The sequence below is a fragment of the Curvibacter lanceolatus ATCC 14669 genome (genome assembly GCF_000381265.1).
Lineage (GTDB): Bacteria > Pseudomonadota > Gammaproteobacteria > Burkholderiales > Burkholderiaceae_C > Curvibacter > Curvibacter lanceolatus.
Genome location: NZ_KB906255.1, coordinates 330,089 through 350,072, shown reverse-complemented (window position 1 = coordinate 350,072; position 19,984 = coordinate 330,089). Strand labels below are relative to the sequence as shown.

14 protein-coding genes are annotated in these 19,984 nt (G+C 68.8%); 4 read left to right on the top strand and 10 right to left on the bottom strand.

Going from position 1 to position 19,984, the window contains the following annotated elements:
- Nucleotides 1-11: 11 nt before the first annotated feature.
- A complete protein-coding gene (locus F624_RS32350) occupies nt 12-3,281 on the top strand; it encodes a bifunctional diguanylate cyclase/phosphodiesterase (protein WP_019573856.1) in 3,270 nt (1,089 codons plus the stop codon).
- A 1-nt stretch (nt 3,282) separates the two neighbouring features.
- Complete coding sequence (locus F624_RS0108445; protein ID WP_019573855.1) at nt 3,283-3,858, top strand: MOSC domain-containing protein; 576 nt, start codon at nt 3,283-3,285, stop codon at nt 3,856-3,858.
- A gap of 13 nt (nt 3,859-3,871) precedes the next feature.
- Here F624_RS0108445 and F624_RS0108440 read toward each other — a convergent pair whose 3' ends face one another.
- Complete coding sequence (locus F624_RS0108440; protein WP_019573854.1) at nt 3,872-4,528, bottom strand: glutathione S-transferase; 657 nt, start codon at nt 4,526-4,528, stop codon at nt 3,872-3,874.
- Nucleotides 4,529-4,709: 181 nt separating this feature from the next.
- Nucleotides 4,710-6,089 (bottom strand): esterase-like activity of phytase family protein, encoded by a 1,380-nt coding sequence (locus tag F624_RS0108435; RefSeq protein ID WP_031254504.1) that lies wholly within the window; start codon nt 6,087-6,089, stop codon nt 4,710-4,712.
- Nucleotides 6,090-6,219: 130 nt separating this feature from the next.
- Here F624_RS0108435 and F624_RS0108430 point away from each other — a divergent pair, with 130 nt between their 5' ends.
- Nucleotides 6,220-8,928: a putative bifunctional diguanylate cyclase/phosphodiesterase gene (locus F624_RS0108430; RefSeq protein ID WP_157443376.1), complete on the top strand. Its 2,709-nt coding sequence runs from the start codon at nt 6,220-6,222 to the stop codon at nt 8,926-8,928.
- Nucleotides 8,929-8,937: 9 nt separating this feature from the next.
- On the opposite strand, the gene F624_RS0108425 is transcribed toward F624_RS0108430, so the two are convergent.
- The 8 genes from F624_RS0108425 to F624_RS0108390 form a co-directional block, all read right to left on the bottom strand.
- Nucleotides 8,938-9,450: a GNAT family N-acetyltransferase gene (locus tag F624_RS0108425; RefSeq protein ID WP_019573851.1), complete on the bottom strand. Its 513-nt coding sequence runs from the start codon at nt 9,448-9,450 to the stop codon at nt 8,938-8,940.
- The gene (locus F624_RS0108420) at nt 9,447-11,147 is read right to left on the bottom strand and encodes an NAD(P)-binding protein (RefSeq protein WP_019573850.1); all 1,701 of its coding nucleotides are present in this window, start codon (nt 11,145-11,147) and stop codon (nt 9,447-9,449) included. Before F624_RS0108420 ends, F624_RS0108425 begins: the two co-directional genes overlap by 4 nt.
- A 26-nt stretch (nt 11,148-11,173) precedes the next feature.
- A complete protein-coding gene (locus F624_RS0108415; RefSeq protein WP_031254502.1) occupies nt 11,174-12,736 on the bottom strand; it encodes a polyamine aminopropyltransferase in 1,563 nt (520 codons plus the stop codon).
- 138 nt (nt 12,737-12,874) lie between these two features.
- Nucleotides 12,875-13,096: a DUF350 domain-containing protein gene (locus F624_RS0108410; protein ID WP_019573848.1), complete on the bottom strand. Its 222-nt coding sequence runs from the start codon at nt 13,094-13,096 to the stop codon at nt 12,875-12,877.
- A 50-nt stretch (nt 13,097-13,146) separates the two neighbouring features.
- Nucleotides 13,147-14,637, bottom strand: coding sequence for a DUF4178 domain-containing protein (locus F624_RS0108405; RefSeq protein WP_019573847.1), 1,491 nt, complete (start codon nt 14,635-14,637; stop codon nt 13,147-13,149).
- Nucleotides 14,638-14,653: 16 nt separating this feature from the next.
- Nucleotides 14,654-15,691: an SPFH domain-containing protein gene (locus F624_RS0108400; RefSeq protein ID WP_019573846.1), complete on the bottom strand. Its 1,038-nt coding sequence runs from the start codon at nt 15,689-15,691 to the stop codon at nt 14,654-14,656.
- Nucleotides 15,692-15,769: 78 nt separating this feature from the next.
- A complete protein-coding gene (locus tag F624_RS0108395) occupies nt 15,770-16,069 on the bottom strand; it encodes a flagellar basal body protein (RefSeq protein ID WP_019573845.1) in 300 nt (99 codons plus the stop codon).
- 100 nt (nt 16,070-16,169) lie between these two features.
- Nucleotides 16,170-18,305, bottom strand: coding sequence for a PQQ-dependent dehydrogenase, methanol/ethanol family (locus F624_RS0108390; RefSeq protein WP_019573844.1), 2,136 nt, complete (start codon nt 18,303-18,305; stop codon nt 16,170-16,172).
- A 374-nt stretch (nt 18,306-18,679) separates the two neighbouring features.
- Between F624_RS0108390 and F624_RS0108385 the strand changes: the two genes are divergently transcribed.
- The gene (locus tag F624_RS0108385; RefSeq protein WP_019573843.1) at nt 18,680-19,897 is read left to right on the top strand and encodes a helix-turn-helix domain-containing protein; all 1,218 of its coding nucleotides are present in this window, start codon (nt 18,680-18,682) and stop codon (nt 19,895-19,897) included.
- The last annotated feature ends 87 nt before the right edge of the window (nt 19,898-19,984 follow it).

Genomic DNA, 19,984 nt, shown 5'->3' with positions numbered 1-19,984 from the left:
CCCCAGTCGGCATGAGCGCCGCCCCCGCCCCCCGACCCGAGCGCCGTGCCCTGCGCCTGATCGCCAACGAGAAAACCGTGCCGCGCCTGCACCTGGTGGGCACGCTGGTGGTGGTGCTGAGCCTGACGCTGGCCCTGGTGGGGTTCTTCTCATGGCAGAACCTGGCCGAGCAAAAGGCCTCGTTGCAAAGGGTGGAAGCGGTGCTGCAACAGCAGCAACGGCAGCGCCTGTCGGCCGAGATGGACTCGGCCCTGAGCTACATCGAGTTCGTGCGTTCACGCACCCACGACGTGCTGCGCCACAGCCTGGTCAACCAGGTCGACAACGCCATGCAGGTGGCCGAGGCCATCTACCGGCGCGAGTCGCCGCTGCGCCCGGCCGCCGAGGTGCGCCAGCTGATCATCGAGGCGCTGCGTGAGGTGCGCTTCTACGATGGCCGGGGCTACTACTTCATCGACGACATGGAGGGCCGGTTCATCCTGCTGCCCACCGCGCCGCAGCTCGAAGGCAAGCTGTCACCGGACAACCGAGACGACACCGGCCACCCCATCATGAAGGGCTTGATCGAGGCGGCCCGCCAGCCCCGTGGCGCGGGCTTCTCGCGCTACCGCTGGTACCTGCCTGACCAACCCAAGCAGATGGCCGACAAGCTGGCCTATGTGCGCTACTTTGCGCCCTATGGCTGGCTGATCGGCACCGGCGACTACACCTCGAAGTGGGAGGAGCTGCAGCAGCAGGAAGCACTGGCCCACCTGCGTTCGCTGCGCTTCGGCCTCAGCGGCTACTTCGGCCTGGTCGACCGGCAGGGCCGATCATTGCTGTCGCCCTCCAACGCTTCGATCGAAGGGCTGCACTTCTCCGGGCTGCCACCGGCCGAGGCGGCCGCCGTGGAGAAGATCTTCCGCACTGGCCAGGACGGGGGCGGCTTCATCCACTACGAATGGCCCCACCCCAACAGCGGCCAGACGAGCCCCAAGACGGCACTGGTCAAGGTGGTCGAGCCCTGGGGCTGGGTGATTGCCGCCACGGTGTTCGACAACGAGCTGGAGTCTTCGATCAGCCGCGAGCGGCAACTGCATGACGAAGGCAACCCGCAGCGCTGGCTGACCCTGGGCCTGGCGGTGCTGGTGGCGCTGGGCGTGGCGCTGGGGGCCTCCTTGCTGTTCTCGCGCTGGTCGCGGCGGTTGTTCCTGGCCTACCACCGCGAGAATGCGCGCCACCTGGAGGCCCTGCGCCAGCAGGCGGCCGAGCTCAAGACCCTGTCGCGCGCCATGGCACAAAGCCCGGTGTCCATCTTGATCACCGACACCGACACCAGCATCACCTATGTGAACCCCGAGTTCGAACGCATGAGCGGCTATGCCCTGGCCGACGTGCTGGGTCAGCAACCGAGCTTTTTGCGCGCACCGGGCGAAGACAAGGCCCGCTATGAAGCCATCTGGGATCTGGCGCGCCAGGGCCAGGCCTGGCAGGGCGAGCTGCCGATCCGCTGCCACGACGGCACCCTGCTGTGGCACAAGGTGCAGGTCTCGCCCGTGCTCAACGACCAGGGCAGCATCGCGCAGTACCTGGCCATCCTCGAAGATGTGACCGAGCGGCGCCGCATCGACGCCGAGCAGCGCATCGCCGCCACCGCCTTCGAAACCCAGGAAGGCATGATGGTGGCCGACCGAAATGGCGTGATCCTGAAGATCAACCAGGCCTTCACCGATATCACGGGCTACAGCTCGCAGGATGTGGTGGGGCAGACGCCCAAGATCCTCAAGTCGGGGCGGCATGAGCGCGCGTTCTATGACGGCCTCTGGCAATCGGTGCTCGAAACCGGTCGGTGGCAAGGTGAGATCTGGAATCGGCGCAAGAACGGCGACATCTTCCCCGAGTGGCTGACCATCACCGCGGTGAAGAGCGAAGGCGGCGAGGTCACGCATTACGTCAGCACCCTGACCGACATCACCCAGCGCAAGGCGGCCGAGAACGAAATCCGACACCTCGCCTTCTTCGACCCGCTGACCAGTCTGCCCAACCGCCGCCTGCTGCTGGACCGCCTGCGCCAGGCCCTGGCCGCCAGCGTGCGGCGCCAGCGCAACGGCGCGCTGATCTTCATCGACCTGGACAACTTCAAGACCCTCAACGACACCCTGGGCCACGACAAGGGTGACCTGTTGCTGCAGCAGGTGGCACGGCGGCTGTTGCACAGCGTGCGCGAGAGCGACACCGTGTCGCGACTGGGGGGCGACGAGTTCGTGGTCATGCTCGACGGGCTGGACGGCAACCCCGTGGACGCGGCCCGCCAGGCCGAGACCGTGGGCGAGAACATCCGCCTGGCCTTGAACCACCCCTACGACCTGGCCGGCAACGAATACCACTGCTCGCCCAGCATGGGGGTGGCCCTGTTCGACCAGCACTCGCAGGTGGACGAGATGCTGCAGCGCGCCGACCTGGCCATGTACCAGGCCAAGGCGGCCGGCCGCAACACGCTGCGCTTCTTCGACCCCGCCATGCAGGCCCTGGTGGCCGAGCGCGCCGCCCTTGAATCGGACCTGCGCGTGGCCATCCGCGATGGCCAGCTGCTGCTGGCCTACCAGGCCCAGGTCAGCGCGGCCGGCCAGGTGCTGGGGGCCGAGGCCCTGGTGCGCTGGCGGCATCCGCAGCGCGGGCTGGTCTCGCCGGTCGACTTCATCCCGCTGGCAGAAGACACGGGGCTGATCCTGCCGCTGGGCCTGTGGGTGCTGACCGAGGGCTGCCGCCAGCTTGCCCAATGGGCGCTGAGCCCGACACACGCCCACCTGACCCTGGCCATCAATGTGAGCGCCCGCCAGTACCGGCAGACCGACTTCGTGCAACAGGTGCTCGACACCCTGGCCACCACCGGCGCCCCGGCCCACCGGCTCAAGCTGGAGCTGACCGAAAGCCTGCTGCTGCACGACGTCGAAGACATCATCGCCAAGATGAGTGCGCTGCAGGCGCACGGGGTGGGCTTCTCGCTGGACGACTTCGGCACCGGCTACTCCAGCCTGAGCTACCTCAAGCGCCTGCCGCTGGACCAATTGAAGATCGACCAGTCCTTTGTGCGCGACCTGCTGGAAGACGCCAACGACGCCACCATTGCGCGCACCATCGTGGCCCTGGGCAAGAACCTGGGCCTGGCGGTGATCGCCGAAGGCGTGGAGACCGCTGAACAACGCGACCGCCTGGCCAGCTATGGCTGCGATGCCTACCAGGGCTACCTGTACGGGCGCCCCGCCAGCGCCGCCGAACTGCCCTTGAGCGGCGAGGTGTGACGTGGAAGTGCTCAGCGTGAACACCGGCCACGTGCGCCCCTTGCAGATCCAGGGCCGCCGCATCATGAGCGCCATCGGCAAGCGCCCCGTTGACGGCGCGGTCACCGTGGCCCGGCTGGGGCTGGCGGGCGACGAACAGGCCGACCTCAGCGTGCATGGGGGGCTCTCGAAAGCCGTCTATGCCTGGCCCGCCGAACACTACCCCTGGTGGCAGCAGCAGCGCCGCGAGGCCGGCGTCAGCCTGTTCGACGAAGCGCTGCCCCCGGGGTTTGCAGGCGAGAACCTGACCCTGACGGGGCTGCTGGAAGCCGAGGTATGGGTCGGCGACGAACTGCACTTTCCGGACTGCGTGCTGCGCGTCACCGCCCCACGCGAGCCCTGCTTCAAGTTCAACGCCGTGATGGGCTTTGCCCAGGCCGCCCGCCTGATGGCACAAAGCGGCCGCTGTGGCTTCTACCTGTCGGTGGTGCAGGAAGGCACGATCACCGCCGGCCAACGCTTCGAGTTGCACCCCGGCCAGCGCGGCCTGGGGATTGTGGAAGCTCTGGCTGCGAAATGGGCCAAGCACCGGAACTGAGTGCGGCCACCCATCAGAAGCGCGGCTCTGCGTCGCCAGTGCGCCAGACCGGCCAGCGCAGCATCACGCTGTCGAACAAGGGGCTGGCCAGCCATTGGGCCAACCACTGCCGAAGGCCGGGCAAGGGCGCCTGGGCCCACCAGGCGGCGTCCACCTGGGCGAACTGACGCACAAAGGGCATCAGGGCCGCATCCAGCAGGCCGGGGCGGGGGCCCAGCAGGTGCGGGCCGCCCCGCGCCTGCCACAGGCCTTCCAGGGGCAGAAGGTGTTGCACCAGCGCCTGCTCGCGCCAGTGGCTGGCCGGGTGCTCCGGGTGGCGTTCGGGGTATTTGTAGCGGTCCAGCAGGGCCTTGAACCCGCCATCGTTGGCGGCCAGCCCATGCCGGGTCAGCTCCGCTTCCCGGCTGCCCTCGGTGTGCAGCCAGCCGAGGGGGTCGTGCTGGGCCAGCGCCCAGCGCATGATGTCCAGGCTTTGCTCGATCACCTCGCCCGTGGGCAGCACCAGCACCGGGACCGTGCCCTTGGGGCTCACCGCCAACAGCTCGGCCGGCTTGTCGCGCAGCACCACCTCACGCAGGGCCACCGGCACACCCGCCGCCTTCAGGGCGAGCCGGGCGCGCATGGCATAGGGGCAACGGCGAAACGAATACAAGACGGGCAAGGTGGGCATGGCTTGGGAGCACGGGAGAGTTCAAGCCACTCGATTTTGCCGTGTGCCCAAAAAAAGCGGCCCGATGCGCAAGCGCACCGGGCCGACCAAGGACTGACTGCGAAAAAAACCATCGCGCCGGGTACGGCGCCAGGCACAGCGCCGCTTATAAAGCCCGGTGCCTAGTGCGCCTCAGTGCGCCTCAGCGCGCCTTCAGGAACTCGGCCACGTCGAGCAGCACCAGCTCGTTGTCGTCGGCCTGGTTGGGTTCGCGGCTGCTGCTGAAGGGCAGGTTGTTGTCGTTGCCCACCACGATGTGGGTGGCATCCACCACGTCCACGTTCTCGATGGTGAAGAAGGGGAAGGTCAGCACGCCCTTGTTCAGCGGCTTGCGCGCCAGGTGGGCCGGGTCGGCGATGTTGAGCAGATCGATGTAGCCGATCTTGCGCACCGGGCCGCCCACGTTGGCCTCGCTCAGTTCGATCTTGTAGACGCGCTTGAACTTGGCCAGGTCATGGAAGCAATCCGGGCGCTGCTGGCCCTCGGGGCAGGCCTTGTCGGCCGTGCCTTCACCGTTGTCACGCTCGATGATCATGCCGGTGCTGTCGTCGATCATGTTGAAGTCGCCGATGGCGTGGTGACCGGCTTCCAGCACGTATTTCCAGTGGCGACCGGTCCACTGCTCGGTCTTCACGTCGAACTCGAGCACGCGCAGATAGGGCTTGCCCTCCAGCGATTCGTAGGCCTTGGCCTCGGAGTTCCACAGGGCGCCTTCGAGCAGGGCGTAGAGCTTGCTGCCATCCTTGGACGAGGCCATGCCCTCGAAGCCCTTGGAGCGACGCACCTCGAAGTTGACGCTGCCGCCGGGCGCCGCCGGCGTGGTCAGGGCCGGGTGGTCGGGCGAGCGCACCACCTTGCCGTCGACCTGGGTGTCGAACACCGCCAGCACCTTGCCCTTCATGTCGGCCTTGATCAGGAAGGGGCCCAGTTCGTCGCCGATCCAGATCGAGCCACCGGCGAACTGGAAGCTCTCGGTGTCGAAATCCGAGCCCGTCAGGTAGCGCTCGGGCGTGCCTTCATGGACGATGCGAAAGGGCACCTTCTTGTCGGGGTCGTGCAGAAAGACCGTGTCCAGGCGCTTGAAGTGGCCACTCTTGAAGTCCACCGCATAGTGGTTCAGGTACAGCATGAAGTCGGGCGAGTTGGCTTTGGCGCCGGCACCGTTGTCGGTGATGATCCAGAACGTGCCGTCGGCCATGTGCTTGATGCCCGAATGGCCCTGCAGCGGCTGGCCCTTGAAGGGCAGCGACACGCCGGTGGGGCGGCCGAACGACAGACCGGGCACGGAGGCGAGCTTCTCGACGCGCACGCCGGTGGTGTATTTGCCGCTGCTCTGCAGGTCTTGCGGGGCGTTCTTGGGCGCCGGCACAAAGCTCTGGGCCGGCAGCACGGCGTGGCCTGCCAGGCGGGCCTCGAAGGCCTGGGGCGCAGCGGTGTTGGACTGGGCGGCCACGGGCAGGGCCCAGAGGCAGGCCGTCACGGCCAGGATGGAAGCGGCAACAGAATTGAGAGCGCGGGACATCGGAAAAATCATCACAACAGGAAACAAGCCCTCAATGTCGGGGCCAGCCGTGACGCGCCGATGACAGGAATGTCACGCAAAGGCTTGTGGCAATTGGTTACAACTTTGGAATGTTGGGTAGGATGGGTTGGTGCAACTCCTCTCCGCCTCCGAAAGCTACCTGCTGGGCCGCCGCTTCCGGCGCCTGCTGCGCTGGGCCGGGCTGGCGGTGGGCCTGGGGCTGATCGGCCTGGGCTTGTGGTCGATCACCCAGGATTACGACAGCACCCGCCGCCTGGCCCATGACAACAGCCAGCAACTGACCGAAAACCTGCGCCACCTGAGCGAGCAGACCCTGGAGCAGACCGCCCTCAGCCTGAGCAGCCTGGGCAGCGAGCTGATGCCCAGCAGCGGCGTGCACCCCCCGCCCGATGCCCGAGCGCTGCAGGCCCTGCTGGAGGGGGCCATCCGCTTCGACAGCGTGTCGCAGTTGCTGTTCGTGCGCCGTGGCGACCAGTTGGTGGCAGCCGATCGGCATCAGCGCCTGGCCCCGGAGGACCTGCAACGCCTGCGCCAGTTGCCGCAACCCGAGGTGGCCGGCCCGCTGCAGTTGCTCGGCCCGATCCGATTGAACGAGCAACAGGGTGAACTGCTGCCGATGCTGATGCGCCTGAGCGGCCCGGAGTCGGGCCAGGAATGGCTGCTGGGCGCACTGATTCCGTTGACAGCGCTGCACCCGCCCGCACCGCCGCAGGACAGCGATGCGCAGGCTCCGCTCAACCGGCTCGACCAGGCGGTCTACCTGCTCGATGGCCAGGTGCTGATGCACACCGGCGAGCCCACGCCGGGCACCGGGCGCATGGCCCCCGAATCCGAGCTGCTGGCCCGCCTGGCCAGCGAGCAGCCCAGCGGCGAATTCAAGACCTCGACCCGCGACAGGCCCGAGCTGTCGGGCACCTTCCGGCGCTCCGGACGCTACCCGCTGCTGGTGGCCAGCCTGCAAACCGAAGCCCAGGTGCTGGCCCCCTGGCGGCAACGCAGCGCCACCAAGGGGGTGATGCTGGCCCTGGCGCTGCTGGCCCTGGGCCTGGGCACGCGCACCCTGCAGCGCATGCTGCAGGTGCTGGCCACCAGCGAATCGGTGTACCGGCGCCTGTTCGAGGACGTGGCCGATGGCGTGCTGGTGTTGGACCCCGCAGGCCGCGTGCTGGCGCTGAACGCGGCGGCCCTGCGCCTGGCCGGGCGCAGCCAGGCCGAGGAGGTGGTGGGCCACGCCCTGTCGGAGTTCTTTCCCCACCCCATCGACCCGGCCACCGGGCAGCCCAGCACCTTGCCGCGCCAGCGCATGCAGCGGGCGCTGGCCGGGGAGCACCTGCGCTTCGAGTACAGCTTTGACGCCCCGCTGACGCAGCAACGCGTGGACTGCGAGATGCGCCTGTCGGCCTTCACGCTCGACGGCGCACCCCAGCTGCTGTGCCTGGTGCGCGACCTGAGCGAAGAGCGCCGCTTCAACCGCCAGCAGGACTACCTGGCCAACCACGACCCGCTGACCGGCCTGCCCAACCGGCACAGCCTGCTGCGCCGACTGGATGAACGCATCGAGCGCCAGCCCGGCCATCGCTTCGAGCTGGTGTTCGTGAACCTGGCGCGCTTCAAGGAGATCAACGAGGCCTTTGGTCACCGCACCGCCGACATGGTGCTGGAGGTCACGGCGCGACGCCTGGAGCGCCAGTTGCTCGCCCATGGCTGGAGCCTGGCACGGGCCGGCGGCACCGACTTCGTGGCCGTGCCACCGCCCCCCGACGACCCGGCGCCCCACCTGTCGACCGAGACCGTGTGCGAGCTGATGGTGCAGGTCAGCCGCGAGCCCATCACGCTGGGTGACACCGCAGTGGAGCTGCACCTGAAACTGGGCAGTGCCGAATACCCCGCCGATGCGCCCGACGCCGGCCAGTTGCTGCGCTGTGCCGACGTGGCGGCGGCCCGGGCGCGCACGGTGGTGGGCTCGCAGGTGCGCTACAGCCGCAGCTTCGAGCACGCCCCCGGGCACGATCTGAAAATGCGCTCCGAACTGTCGGCCGCCCTGCGCGGCGGCCAGCTGCAACTGGCCTGGCAGCCCAAGCTGTGGCTGGAAAGCCGTGAGCTCGAAGGGGTGGAGGCCCTGCTGCGCTGGCACCACCCGCGCCTGGGCTGGATTCCACCGTCCGAGTTCATTCCGCTGGCCGAATCCACCGAGCTGATCTACCCGCTGACCCGCTGGGTGATCAGCGCGGCGCTCGACCAGATGGCCCGCTGGCAAACCCTGGGGCAGCCGCTGAAGGTGGCCGTCAACATCAGCGCCAACAACCTGCAGGACCCTGACTTCACCGACCACATCAAGGGCTTGTTGGCGCAGAAAAACGTGCCGGCCCAATGGCTGGAGCTGGAGGTCACCGAGTCGGCCCTGGCCGTCAACCCCGACCTGGTGTTGCGCCGCCTGCAGGAATTGCGGGCCGCCGGCATGCCCCTGGCGCTGGACGACTTCGGTACCGGCTTCTCCAGCCTGTCGTATGTGAGCCAGTTCCCCTTCACCAGCATCAAGATCGACCGCAGCTTTGTGAGCGCCCTGCTGCGCAGCCCGCGCGACCGCCATGTGGCCGAGTCCACCATCGCCCTGGGCCGCAAGCTGGGCCTGCGCACCGTGGCCGAGGGGGTGGAGGACGACAGCACCGCCGCCGCCCTGATGGCGCTGGACTGCGATGTGGGCCAGGGTTACCTGTTTGCCAAGCCTTTGATGGGAGAGGCCTTCGAGCACTGGCGCCACGCGCACCAGAGCAAGCTGCTGGCGGCACGCCGCCACGCCGCCGGGCAGCACCGCTAGGGCCGCCACTCAGGGCAGCGAGCGCCACAGGTAGACCGCCCCTTCGCCGTACCCTGCCAAGGTGGCCTGGGAGGCGGCATCAGGCCGGCGGTCCTGAAAGCCCTGGCGGCGCCAGAAAGGCTGCGAACCCTGCACCGCCACCAGGCCCAGCCCCCCCAGGCCTTCGGCCCTTGCCAGGGCCAGCGCCGCCGCCACCAGGCGTGGCCCCAGGCCCAACCCCTTGGCGCTCGGGTGCACGGCCAGGTCATGCAGGTACAGCGCCGTGGACTGGGGCGCCGGGTCAAAAGGATGATGCAGCGGCGCCACCGCCCCCGGCACGCTGCGGTAGGCCAGCAGGTAGGCGCACAGTGCGCCCGGCGCATCGAACAGGCCCCACACCGTGAGCGGGGTGATGGCCAGGCGCTGGGCCATGACGGCAGCGGGCTCGACAAAGGCAGCACCGTAGGCCAGCGCCTGCAGCGCCATCAGGGCAGGCAGGTCGGCGGCCTGCAGGCCCCGCAAGGTGGGCTGCTCAGCGCTCATGAGGGGGTGCGCCCACGCAGTTGTTGCACGGCCAGCAGCCCGGCATCGTGCCCACGCGTGAAGGCCTCTTCGAACACCGAGTAGCCCGACCAGTCGCTGTGGGCGTAACTGACCCGCCCCTGGGCCAGGGCCGCAGGCACGCTGGCGCCGGTGCGGCGTTGGCGCAAGGCGGGCACGGCCTGGGCGGCTGCAGCCAGCGGCAGGCGTGACAGGTGGGCCAGCACCCCGGGCACGGGCACGGCCATGGCGTGGCCGTGGCGGCTCAGCGAAAACTCGCGGGCATGGCTCAGCAGATCGGGGTGGGGGCCCAGAAATTCGTCCAGCATGGGGCCGCGCCAGTGCGTCCAGGGCTGCTCCAGCAAAGCCTTGCGGGCCGGTTTGGCGGCCCCCAGCGCGCGGTAGAAGGTGAGCACGGTGGGGCCGGGGCGCGGGTCCAGGCGCTGGTGGGCCGCGTTCACATAGCCCAGGCCGCTGGAGCCATAGATCACGTTGTCCCAGGCCGGGGCGGCGCCAGGTCGGTCGAGCAGGGGCTGGTCGAGCAGCAGGTTGCCCACCACCCAGGCCGCATGCTGCCAGCGCAAGGCCGTGGACTGCAGCCAATCGGGCGCAGTCACCACCACCCGGGCGGCCACATGCACCGGCAGGGCCACGATGCAGTGCGCGGCCAGCCAGCGCTCCACGCGCTGCCGGGCCACGTCCCACACGTCCACCGCCACGCCCTGGCGCTGGTCTTCGATGCGCAGCACCACCCGGCCCGGGTACAGCGGGCCATGGCGGGCGTCGCCCTGCCAGGGCGCGGCCAGCCGGTCGACCAGCCAGCCATTGCCCTCGGGCCAGGTGAGCACCGGGGTGTCGGCGGCTTCGGCGGCCTCATCGCTGCCCGGGGCATGGAAGCCATGCCGGCTGGCAAAGTAGTGGATGCCGGCCCAGGCCGAGACCTCGGCCAGGCCGGCGCCGTAGTCGTCGCGGCAGCAGTAGTCCAGGTACCAGCGCAGGCGGGCGTCGTCCAGGCCCTGCTGGGCCAGCCATTGCGCGAAGGTCTGGCTGTCGAGCGCCAGCTGCACCGGGCTCAGGCCCTGGCTGGCCAGCGGAATGGCAAACCGGGCCTGGCGCTGCAGGCCGGCCACCAGGCCGGCAAAGCGCTGGTACTGCGCCCGCGTGGCCGCGCTCAGATCGTGCGCCGGCAGCAGGCCCTCTTGCCAGCCGCCCTCCACGTACAGGCGCTCCTGGGGGCTGTGGCACAGGGCTTGTTCGTCGTACACCCAGCGGCCCGCCTGGCGCCGGCGCAGGCCCAGTTCTTCGAGCAGGGCCTGCACCTCGGGCGCGTCGTCGCCGGGCAGGGGCAGGTAGTGCGCACCGGTGGGGCAGGGCTGGCTGCCCAGCAGGCGGCCGCGGCTGTTGCCGCCGGGCTGCTCGTCGAGCTCCAGGATGGCCAGGTCGTCCACCCCGCCCAGGCGCAGCGAGCGCGCCGCCGCCAGGCCGGCGATGCCTGCGCCCGCCACCACCACGCCCACCCGGCGCGACACCGCCGGCGCCGGCCAGCGGCGCGGGTTCTCGCGCAGCAGGTGGCCGCGTTCAAAGGCCGCCCCCTCAAACCCGCCTTGCAGGGCCGGTGCAGCGGGCGAGCAGCCCGCCAGGCCCAGACCTGCGCCCCCCATCAAAGCCAGCCAGTCGCGGCGGTGCAGGCCGCCTGCCATCGAATCAGCGGCGTTATCGGTGCGGATCAATGGGCCACCTTGCCCCATTCCTGCTCATAGGTGCGCACCAGGATCTGGTTGGACAGGCGGTTCACCCCGGTGGGCACGGCGGCCATGTCCTGCGGAAAGTCGAACAGCATGGGCAGGGTCTGCAGGTTGAGAAAGCGCAGGCCCTCGGGCAGCTTGGTAGGCTGGCGCCAGGGGCGGCGCGAGGCCACCACAAAGCCCCACTCGCCAAAGCTGGGCACGTTGGCGTGGTAGGGCGTGGCGCCCAGGCCGGCGGCCTCGATGGTGTGCACCACGGTCCAGAAGCTCTGGCGCGCCACCAGGGGCGAGGTGGTCTGCACCACCGCATAGCCGCTGGCCGACAGGCGCTGGTCCAGCAGGGCGTAGAACGACTGGCTGTAGAGCTTGCCCAGCGCAAAGTTGGTGGGGTCGGGGAAGTCGACCACGATGACATCGAAGGTATCGGCCTCGGTCTGCAGCCACTGGAAGGCGTCGGCATTGACGATGCGCACGCGCGGATCGGACAAGGCCCCGCCATTGAGCCGCTTGAGCGCGGGTTGGGTGCTGAACAGGCGCGTCATCTCGGGGTCGAGTTCGACCAGGGTGACCTGCTGCACGCCGGGGTACTTGAGCACCTCGCGCACGGCCATGCCGTCGCCCCCGCCCAGCACGGCCACCCGGCGCGGGTTGCCCTGCGCCGCCATGACCGGGTGCACCAGGGCCTCGTGGTAGCGGTACTCGTCGCGCTCGGCAAACTGCAGGTTGCCATTGAGGAACAGCCGGTGCCCCTGCGCCCCGCTGGTGACGACGATGCGTTGGTAAGGGCTGGTGGCGGTGTAGATGACGCGGTCCTGGTAGAAGCGGTCTTCGGCCACAGTGGTGATGGCATCGGCCCCGATCAGGGCGCCCAGCAAGGTCAGCAGCACGCCGGCACAGGCCAGCACATGCACACGCAGGCGGCGCAGCTCATGGCGGAACAGCCACAGCGCCCACACCGCCACGGCGGCATTGAGCAGGCCGAACACCAGCCCGGTGCGCACCAGGCCCAGGTGCGGCACCAGCAGGATGGGGAAGGCCAGCGAGACGGCCAGCGCGCCCAGGTAGTCGAAGGTGAGCACCTGCGAGACCAGTTCCTTGAGCTGCACGTGGCGCTTGAGGATGCGCATGACCAGCGGGATCTCCAGCCCCACCAGCACCCCCACCGCCCCCACCAGCAGGTACAGCACCAGGCGGAAGGCCCCGGGCACAAAGGCACTGCACAGGAACAGCAAGGCCGGCATGCCGCCGCCCAGCAGGGCCACCAGCAGCTCGATGCGCAGGAAGTGCGCCGGCAGTTGGCGGTCGAAATGGCGCGAGGCCCAGGAGCCCAGGCCCATGGCGAACAGGTAGGCCCCGATCACGGTGGAGAACTGCAGCACCGAGTCGCCCAGCAGGTACGAGGCCAGGGTGCCGGCGGCCAGTTCGTACAACAGCCCGCAGGCGGCCACCACGAACACGCTGCTCAGCAGGGCCAGCTCGACCGGCCGGGGCGCACCGCGCCCGGTGGAGGGGTCGGGCGATCGCGCGCCACGCCGCCCAGGCACGCGCCAGGGCACATCGGAGACGACCGCCGCAGGCAGCAGGGGGTCGGAGGAATCAGGTCGCTGGCTCAAAACAATCCACAGTCTTCAAAACAGGGCCGCCGACAAATCGACGGACTCCAAAATTAGTAGGCTCCAGGCTCAGCCGTGGATCGCGGCCGCCACGATGAGGCAGATGCCCAGCGACATGGCCGCCACCACCAGGCCCAGGGCCACGTTCTGCTTTTCCACCAGTTCGCGCCACAGATCGTAGGGCGTGAGCTTGTCGATGACGACGAAGCTCAGCCAGAACACCAGCACGCCCACCAGGGCGAACACGATGGAGCCCAGCACGGCGCCGGGGCGCAGCCATTCAAGTCCCATGGAAACCTCCGAAAAAGAGTGGTTGGTTCAGCATGTCGGTGTCACATCATCTACTTGTGGCTGCCGCCGCTGCCCGAATAACCCCCGTAGGCGCCGCCCGAACTGCGGTAGCCGCTGCTGCTGCAATTCTCCAGCGCCGGGTCGCAGCGGGAGCAGCGGCTGAGCAGCAGCACCAGCACGATCAGCAGCACCGCAATGATCAGGATGGTGCCCCATCCCAGGGCCCGGAAGCTGCCCGCCGGCGCCACGTCGGCCCGGCGCAGCAGGTCTTGCCGGGCCTCGAGCTTGAAGGCCTTGGCCACCGTGGCCGCGTCCAGGCGGCTGCCGCCCGACCAGGTGATCTCGTTGGGGGTGCTTTCCTCGGACAGCAGGCCCTTGGCGCTGGCAAAGTCGCGGTTGCTGGTCTTCTGGCCACGCGCCACCGGCCAGTAGAACTCGCCGCAGGCGTAGCTGGTCTCGGCGTCGTAGCGGTACTGCAGCTCGTAACGGGTGCCCAGGTAGGTGGCCGCACGCCCCGAGGCATCGAGCTTGGGCGCCCCGGTGAGCGGGCGCACCAGGCTCCAGCCATCGGTGGCATCGACCAGGAAGCTGAAGCCGCGCTGGCGGTTGTAGAGCAGGTACTCCTCCCAGCCGAACAGCTCGTCATCGCCGGGTTCGCGGCCCATGCGGTGCTGAAAACCCACCACCTGCCAATCCACCCCTTCGAGCCGGCCCAGGCTGCCCAGCGCGATCAGGGGCGCCACGGGCTCGTCCTGCAGGGCGTGGCGCAGTTCGCCGCCGAGGCCTTGCGAGACATCGATCAGGCTGTTGCAGCTGCGGCAGGTGAGGGTCTTGGTGCTGGCCAGGGTGATCTCGACCGGAGCGCCGCAATGCGGGCAGTTGAACTGGCGCCCGGCTTCGTTCTTGACCGACGCGTCCTTGAGGCCGCTCAGGGCCAGGTCTTCGAGCCGCACCGAGCGGCCCGCCGACAGGGCGGGCGGGGTGCGGCTGTAATCGAGGCTGAGCACCTCGCCGCTGTCGCTGCGCAGCTCCACCAGGCCGAAGGCAAAGCCCAGCGGGGGCAGGCGCGGCAGTTCGCCCTGGGCCGAGATCAGGCACACCTGGTCGCTGAAGGCCACGGTGAAGGGCTGGCCATTGACCGCCGTGCTGGCCCCGGGACGGAAGGCCGAGGCCGGGGGCATCTCGCGCTGCAGCTCACGCGGGCGCGCCATCACGTAGGCGCCGTTGTCTTCGCTGAGGAAGGCCTGGCTGCCGTCTTCGAACAGCGCGATCCACTCGGCCCACACGCCGGCGGGCGACTTGTACTGCAGCCGGCCGATCAGCACAAAGGGCTGGGTGTCGAAACGGCCACTGGCCATGAGCTGCAGCGGGCTGTGGTCGTCGAACAGCTCGGCCATGCGGCCGATGCGGCTCAGCACCTCGCCCTGACGCAGCACCGTGCTCTGGCAGTAGGGGCAGACCGCATGCGTCGATTGGGCGCTGCGAAATTCAACGGGGGCGCCGCAGCCCGGGCAGGGCGCGCGGTAGGAACGCTCTGTCACGAACGGGCGGGGCGGTTCAGACGAGCTTCTTGAGCAGTTCGGCCTTCTTGGCGTCGAACTCTTCAGCGGTCAGGATGCCTTTGGTCTTGAGATCGGCCAGCTTCTCCAGCGTGGCCATGATCTCGTCGGGCTTGAGGCCGCTGGCCGCAGCGGCTGCGGCGGCAGCGGCCGCCCCACCGCCTTGCAGGCCGGCCTGCAGGTTCTGCGCCAGCACCTGGCCCAGCGCCACGCCGGCGCCCAGGCCCATGGCGTCACCGGCCACACCGCCGCCGCCCGCACCTTCGGCCAGGCGCGGGATGGCCTGGGCGGTCTGGTACTGCATGAACTGACCCATGTCGCGGCCCACCATGCCCATGCCGATCTTCTGGTCGAGCACCTTCTGCAGCTCTTCGGGCAGGGACAGGTTCTGCACCGTGAAGGTCTGCAGCTGCAGGCCCAGGCGGGCGAACTCGGGGCCCAGCTGCTGGGTCAGGGCCTCGGCGAAACGCTGCTGGTTGGCTGCCAGGTCGAGGAAGGGGATGCCGCTGGCGGCAATGGCCTGGCTGATGTTTTGCAGCACCAGGCCGCGCAACTGGCCGTCCAGGTCGGCCACGCCGTAGCGCTCGCGGGTGCCGGAGATGCCGGCATGGAAGGCCTTGGGGTCGGCGATGCGGAAGCTGTAGTTGCCGAAGGCACGCAGGCGCACGGCGCCGAACTGGGGGTCACGCACGGTGACGGGCTGGGGCGTGCCCCATTTCTGGTCGAGCTGCTCGCGGGTGCTGAAGAAGTAGACATCGCTCTTGAAGGGCGACTCGAAGAGCTTGTCCCAGTTCTGCAGGTTGGTCAGCACCGGCAGGGTCTGGGTGCCCAGCCGGTAGGTGCCGGGGCCGAACAGGTCGGCGATGCGCCCTTCGTTGACGAACAGGGCCATCTGCGACTCGCGCACCACCAGGGTGGCGCCGTTCTGGATTTCCATGTCGGCCATGGGATAGCGCCAGGCCAGCGTGCCGTCGCCCTCTTCGGTCCATTGAAGGACGTCGATGAACTGTTTCTTGATGAAATCCATCAGGCCCATGGCCGTCTCCTGCTCGGTGGGGAACGGCTCAGATGATACCTGCGTACCAGCCCGAAAAGGGCCTGACGGCGCCGGTGCTCAGACCTTGACGTCCAGCAGCGAGCCCATCATCTGGTCGTGGACCTTGAGGGTCTTGAGGTTGGCCTGGAAGCTGTAGCTGGACGAGATCTGGTCGACCATGTCCTGCTCGAGCTGGCTGCCTGGCTGGGGCATGCGTGACACGCTGGTGGTGGTGCCCCCATTGGAATCGGCCTGCTGGTCAACCCGCTCGCGGCGGTAACCCTCGGTGTTCTGGTTGGCGATGTTGTTGGCCGCCGCATCCTGGCGCTGCAGCGCGGCCTGCATGCCGGACTGGGCGATCGAGCTGATGCTGGACATGGTGAAGGCCTCACGGTAGACAGAAGGCCAAATTATCTGCCGCAGCGGCCATTTCACCAAACGGCAGCCCGCCACAAGGCGGGCTGCAGGGGCGCGGGCCCTACTTCTTGGGCCGGATCGCGTCGGCCGTGCCCTGGATGAAGGCCTTGATCTTCTGCACATCATCGAGGCTGAGCCGGTCGCTGAAGTCGGGCATGCCGCGCGCCATGGCCGGGCCCTTGAAGATGAACTTGTCCAGGTGCTCGATCATGGCGGCATCCATGTAGCCCAGGTTGGGGATGTTGCCGCCGCGGTCCACGCCCGGCACGCCGTGGCAGAACACGCAGTTGCTGACATACAGCATGGTGCCGGCCTGCACCTGGGCCGGGTCGTACTTGACGCCCGACACCAGCTCGCCCAGGCGGTAGCCCACAAAGTCGGGCAGGGGCGCCTTGCCGCCCACGGCAAAGGTGTAGACCGTGCCGGGGCCCTGGCGCTCGGTGGCGCGCTGGGCCAGGCCATAGACGCCGCCCCAGCCGACGGCAATCGACACGAACTGGCGGCCGTCCACCTCGTAGGTGATGGGGGCGGCCACCACGCCGGTGCCGGTGGGCGACTCCCAGAGCTTGCCGCCGGTCTTGGCGTTGTAGGCGATCAGGCGCCCGTCGGCCGTGCCCTGGAACACCAGGTTGCCGGCGGTGGTCAGGGTGCCGCCGTTCCAGGGCGAGACTTGCTCCTGGGTCCAGGCGGCCTTCTGGCGCACCGGGTCCCAGGCGATCAGGCGGCCGAAGGGCTTGCCCTTGGGCGGCTCGACGTTGGCGTACATGGCCAGGTTCCAGCCCAGGCCGCCGTGGGGCTCCCCGGGCTGGTTGCCGTTGAACTTCCAGTTCTGGTTGTCCATCAGGTTGATGGGCACGTTCTGTGCTGGCAGGTAGACCAGGCCGGTCTGCGGGTTGAAGGACATCGAATGCCAGTTGTGTGCCCCGAACGGGCCCGGCACGGCGTCATAGGGCTTGTCGGTGGCGCGTGCCTCGGGGTTCTCGATGGGGCGGCCGTTGGCGTCGTAGCCCTTGGCCCAGTTCACGTCGACAAAGTTCTTGGCCGAGATGAAGCGACCGTTGGTGCGGTCGATGACGAAGAAGAAGCCGTTCTTGGGCGCATGCAGGATCACCTTGCGCGGGCGGCCGTCGATCTTCAGATCGGCCAGGATCATGGGCTGGGTGGAGGTGTAGTCCCAGTTGTCGCCCGGGGTTTCCTGGTAGTGCCAGACGTACTCGCCGGTGTCGGGGTTGAGGGCCACGATCGAGGCCAGGTACAGGTTGTCGCCGCCACCCGGGCTGCGCTTGCTGCGTGCCCAGGGCGAGCCATTGCCGGTGCCGATGTACATCAGGTTCAGCTCGGGGTCGTAGGTCATGGTGTCCCAGGCGGTGCCGCCGCCACCCGACTCCCACCACTTGCCGCTGGCGTCCCAGGTCTTGGCGGCGCGCGCCATGGCCTCGTTTTCGAAGGGCTTGGACGGGTCGCCGGGCACGGTGAACCAGCGCCAGGCCTGGGCACCGGTGCCCGCGTCGTAGGCGGTGACGTAGCCGCGCACGCCGTACTCGGCGCCGCCGTTGCCGATCACCACCTTGCCTTTGATGACGCGCGGCGCGCCGGTGATGGTGTAGCTGTGGGTGTGGTCGATCAGGGTGTCCTGCTCCCACACCTTCTGGCCGCTGCGGGCGTTCAGGGCGATCAGGCGGCCGTCATAGGCGGCCACGAAGACCTTGCCCTGGTAGAGGGCCACGCCCCGGTTGACCACGTCGCAGCAGCCCTTGTAGCCCTTGGATTTGTCGACCTGCGGGTCGAAGCTCCAGAGCCGCTTGCCGCTGCGCACATCCACCGCGTGCACCACGCTCCAGGAGGCGGTGACGTACATCACGCCATCGACCACCAGCGGGGTGGATTCCACGCCCCGGGTGGATTCCAGGTTGTACGACCAGACCAGCCCCAGCTGGCCCACGTTGCCGGTGTTGATCTGCTGCAGGCGCGAGAAGCGGGTTTCGGCGTAATCCAGGCCATGGCTGGGCCAGTCGGTCGACTTGGCGGCATTGGCCTGGATGTAGGCGCCGTCAACCTGATCGACACGGCTGGCGGGCTGGGCCTGGGCTGGCAGGGCCACCGTGGCGGCCAGGGCCAGCCCGGCGAGCCCGATGCCCAGACGGCGCCAGGCCGATACCCCAGAAGCGGGGCGGGTGGTGGATTTGGCTTGATGCATAGGGTGATGTCTCCTCGGAATAGGCTTGGGGGGATGGCCTTCGGACCCGACGCTTCTCGCTTCCCGTTCGGGGTTCGTGAACGGCGGGAATCTGTGTGCACCGTCGCTGGTGCACGCCGGAGCGCGGGCGGACCACCCGGATCGGAGCATCTGCTTTTGCCCGCGCCGCTTCATCACCGGGATTTCCCTAGGCCGAAACTGTTCCAAGATGGAACATTCCGGAATCAGGCCGCCAGGGCCACGGCGGCTGTCTCAATTTGCGAATTTCCGACTTGCCCCCACGGTTTCTATGGGCTAACCCTGAGAACGCGCAGCCCCGGGGCTGCCGATACTGCGCTCACCCACCCACCGACCCACCGCTTGATGGAGGCCCCATGCCCCGGCAAGACCCTGGCCGCCCCTGGGCGCGCCCGCTGTTCTTCAACACGCCCAGCCAGCGCGTGGCCCAGGCACGCCAGCAGCTGTTTGAAGAGGGGCAACGCCCCAGCGGTCTGGTGCCCGAGGGGGTGCTGCAATCGTGGCTGCGTTGCCTGCGCCAGGAGCCCCGCACCAGCCGCACGCTGAGCTTCGACCCGGTCACACCCAGCCGCCTGCACGGCGCCCTGGGCCGCAACCGCCCGCTGCTCAGCGCCTCGGGCGACGAACTGCAGGCGCTGGAACACGCCCTCAGCGGCACCGACTGCCGGGTCATCCTGACTGACAGCGAAGGCGTGATCGTGCATGTCACCCACCACCCGCTGGCCGACCAGCCCCTGCTGGGGGTGGCCGCGCGCCTGGGGGTGAACCTGTCGGAATCCGCCGTGGGCACCACCGCCCCCGGCCTGGTGGCCCACACCGGCCAGGCCTGCAGCGTGATGGGGGCGGAACACTATTACGACTGCCTGCAAAGCTTTCACTGTGCCGCAGCCCCGATCCGCGACATCCATGGGCGCCTGGCCGGGGTGCTGGACCTGACCATCGAAACCCACCCCTTCGGCTTCGATGCGGCCAGCCTGGTGGGCGCCTACGCCACCTCGATCGAAAACCGATTGCTCAAGGCCCAGGCCCGCGAGCAGCTGGTGCTGCAGTTCCAGGCCCACCCGGATCTGCTCGACAGCGTCCAGCAAGGCCTGGCCGGCATCGACGATCGGGGCCGGTTGGCCTGGGTCAACCCGGCCGGGCGCCGCCTGCTGGGCCTGGCCCCACGGCCTGCGCAGGAAGACGTCGACGCCACGCTGGGGCTGGACCTGCGCGATCTGCTGGCTTTGAGCCACCACGACCAGCCCCAGGCCAGGCGCCTGGGCAATGGCCTGACCGTCTGGCTGCGCGTGCGACTGCAGGCCACCGATGGCTTGCGCCACCTGCAGGTGATGGGCGAGCCGGTCAGACCACCGGAACCACCCCCTGAACTCAGGTCGGGCCCCACAGCCACCGACACACCGCAGCCCACCGAAACCCGACCCGCCCTGCACGAACACAGCCGCCAGCACATCGAAGCTGCACTGGCCCAGGTCGGCGGCAACATCACGCGCGCCGCCCGGGCACTGGGTGTGTCCAGAGGGCTGCTGTACCGGCGTTTGAAAAGCCGAATCCCGCCATCAGGCCCCGATTGAGTTCGCAGCGGCCCAAAACCCATTCAGAATGGGGCCAGCTTCAGCCCTCCGTTTGACGTGCGGGCTTTTGCCAAATAGTCAAAACCC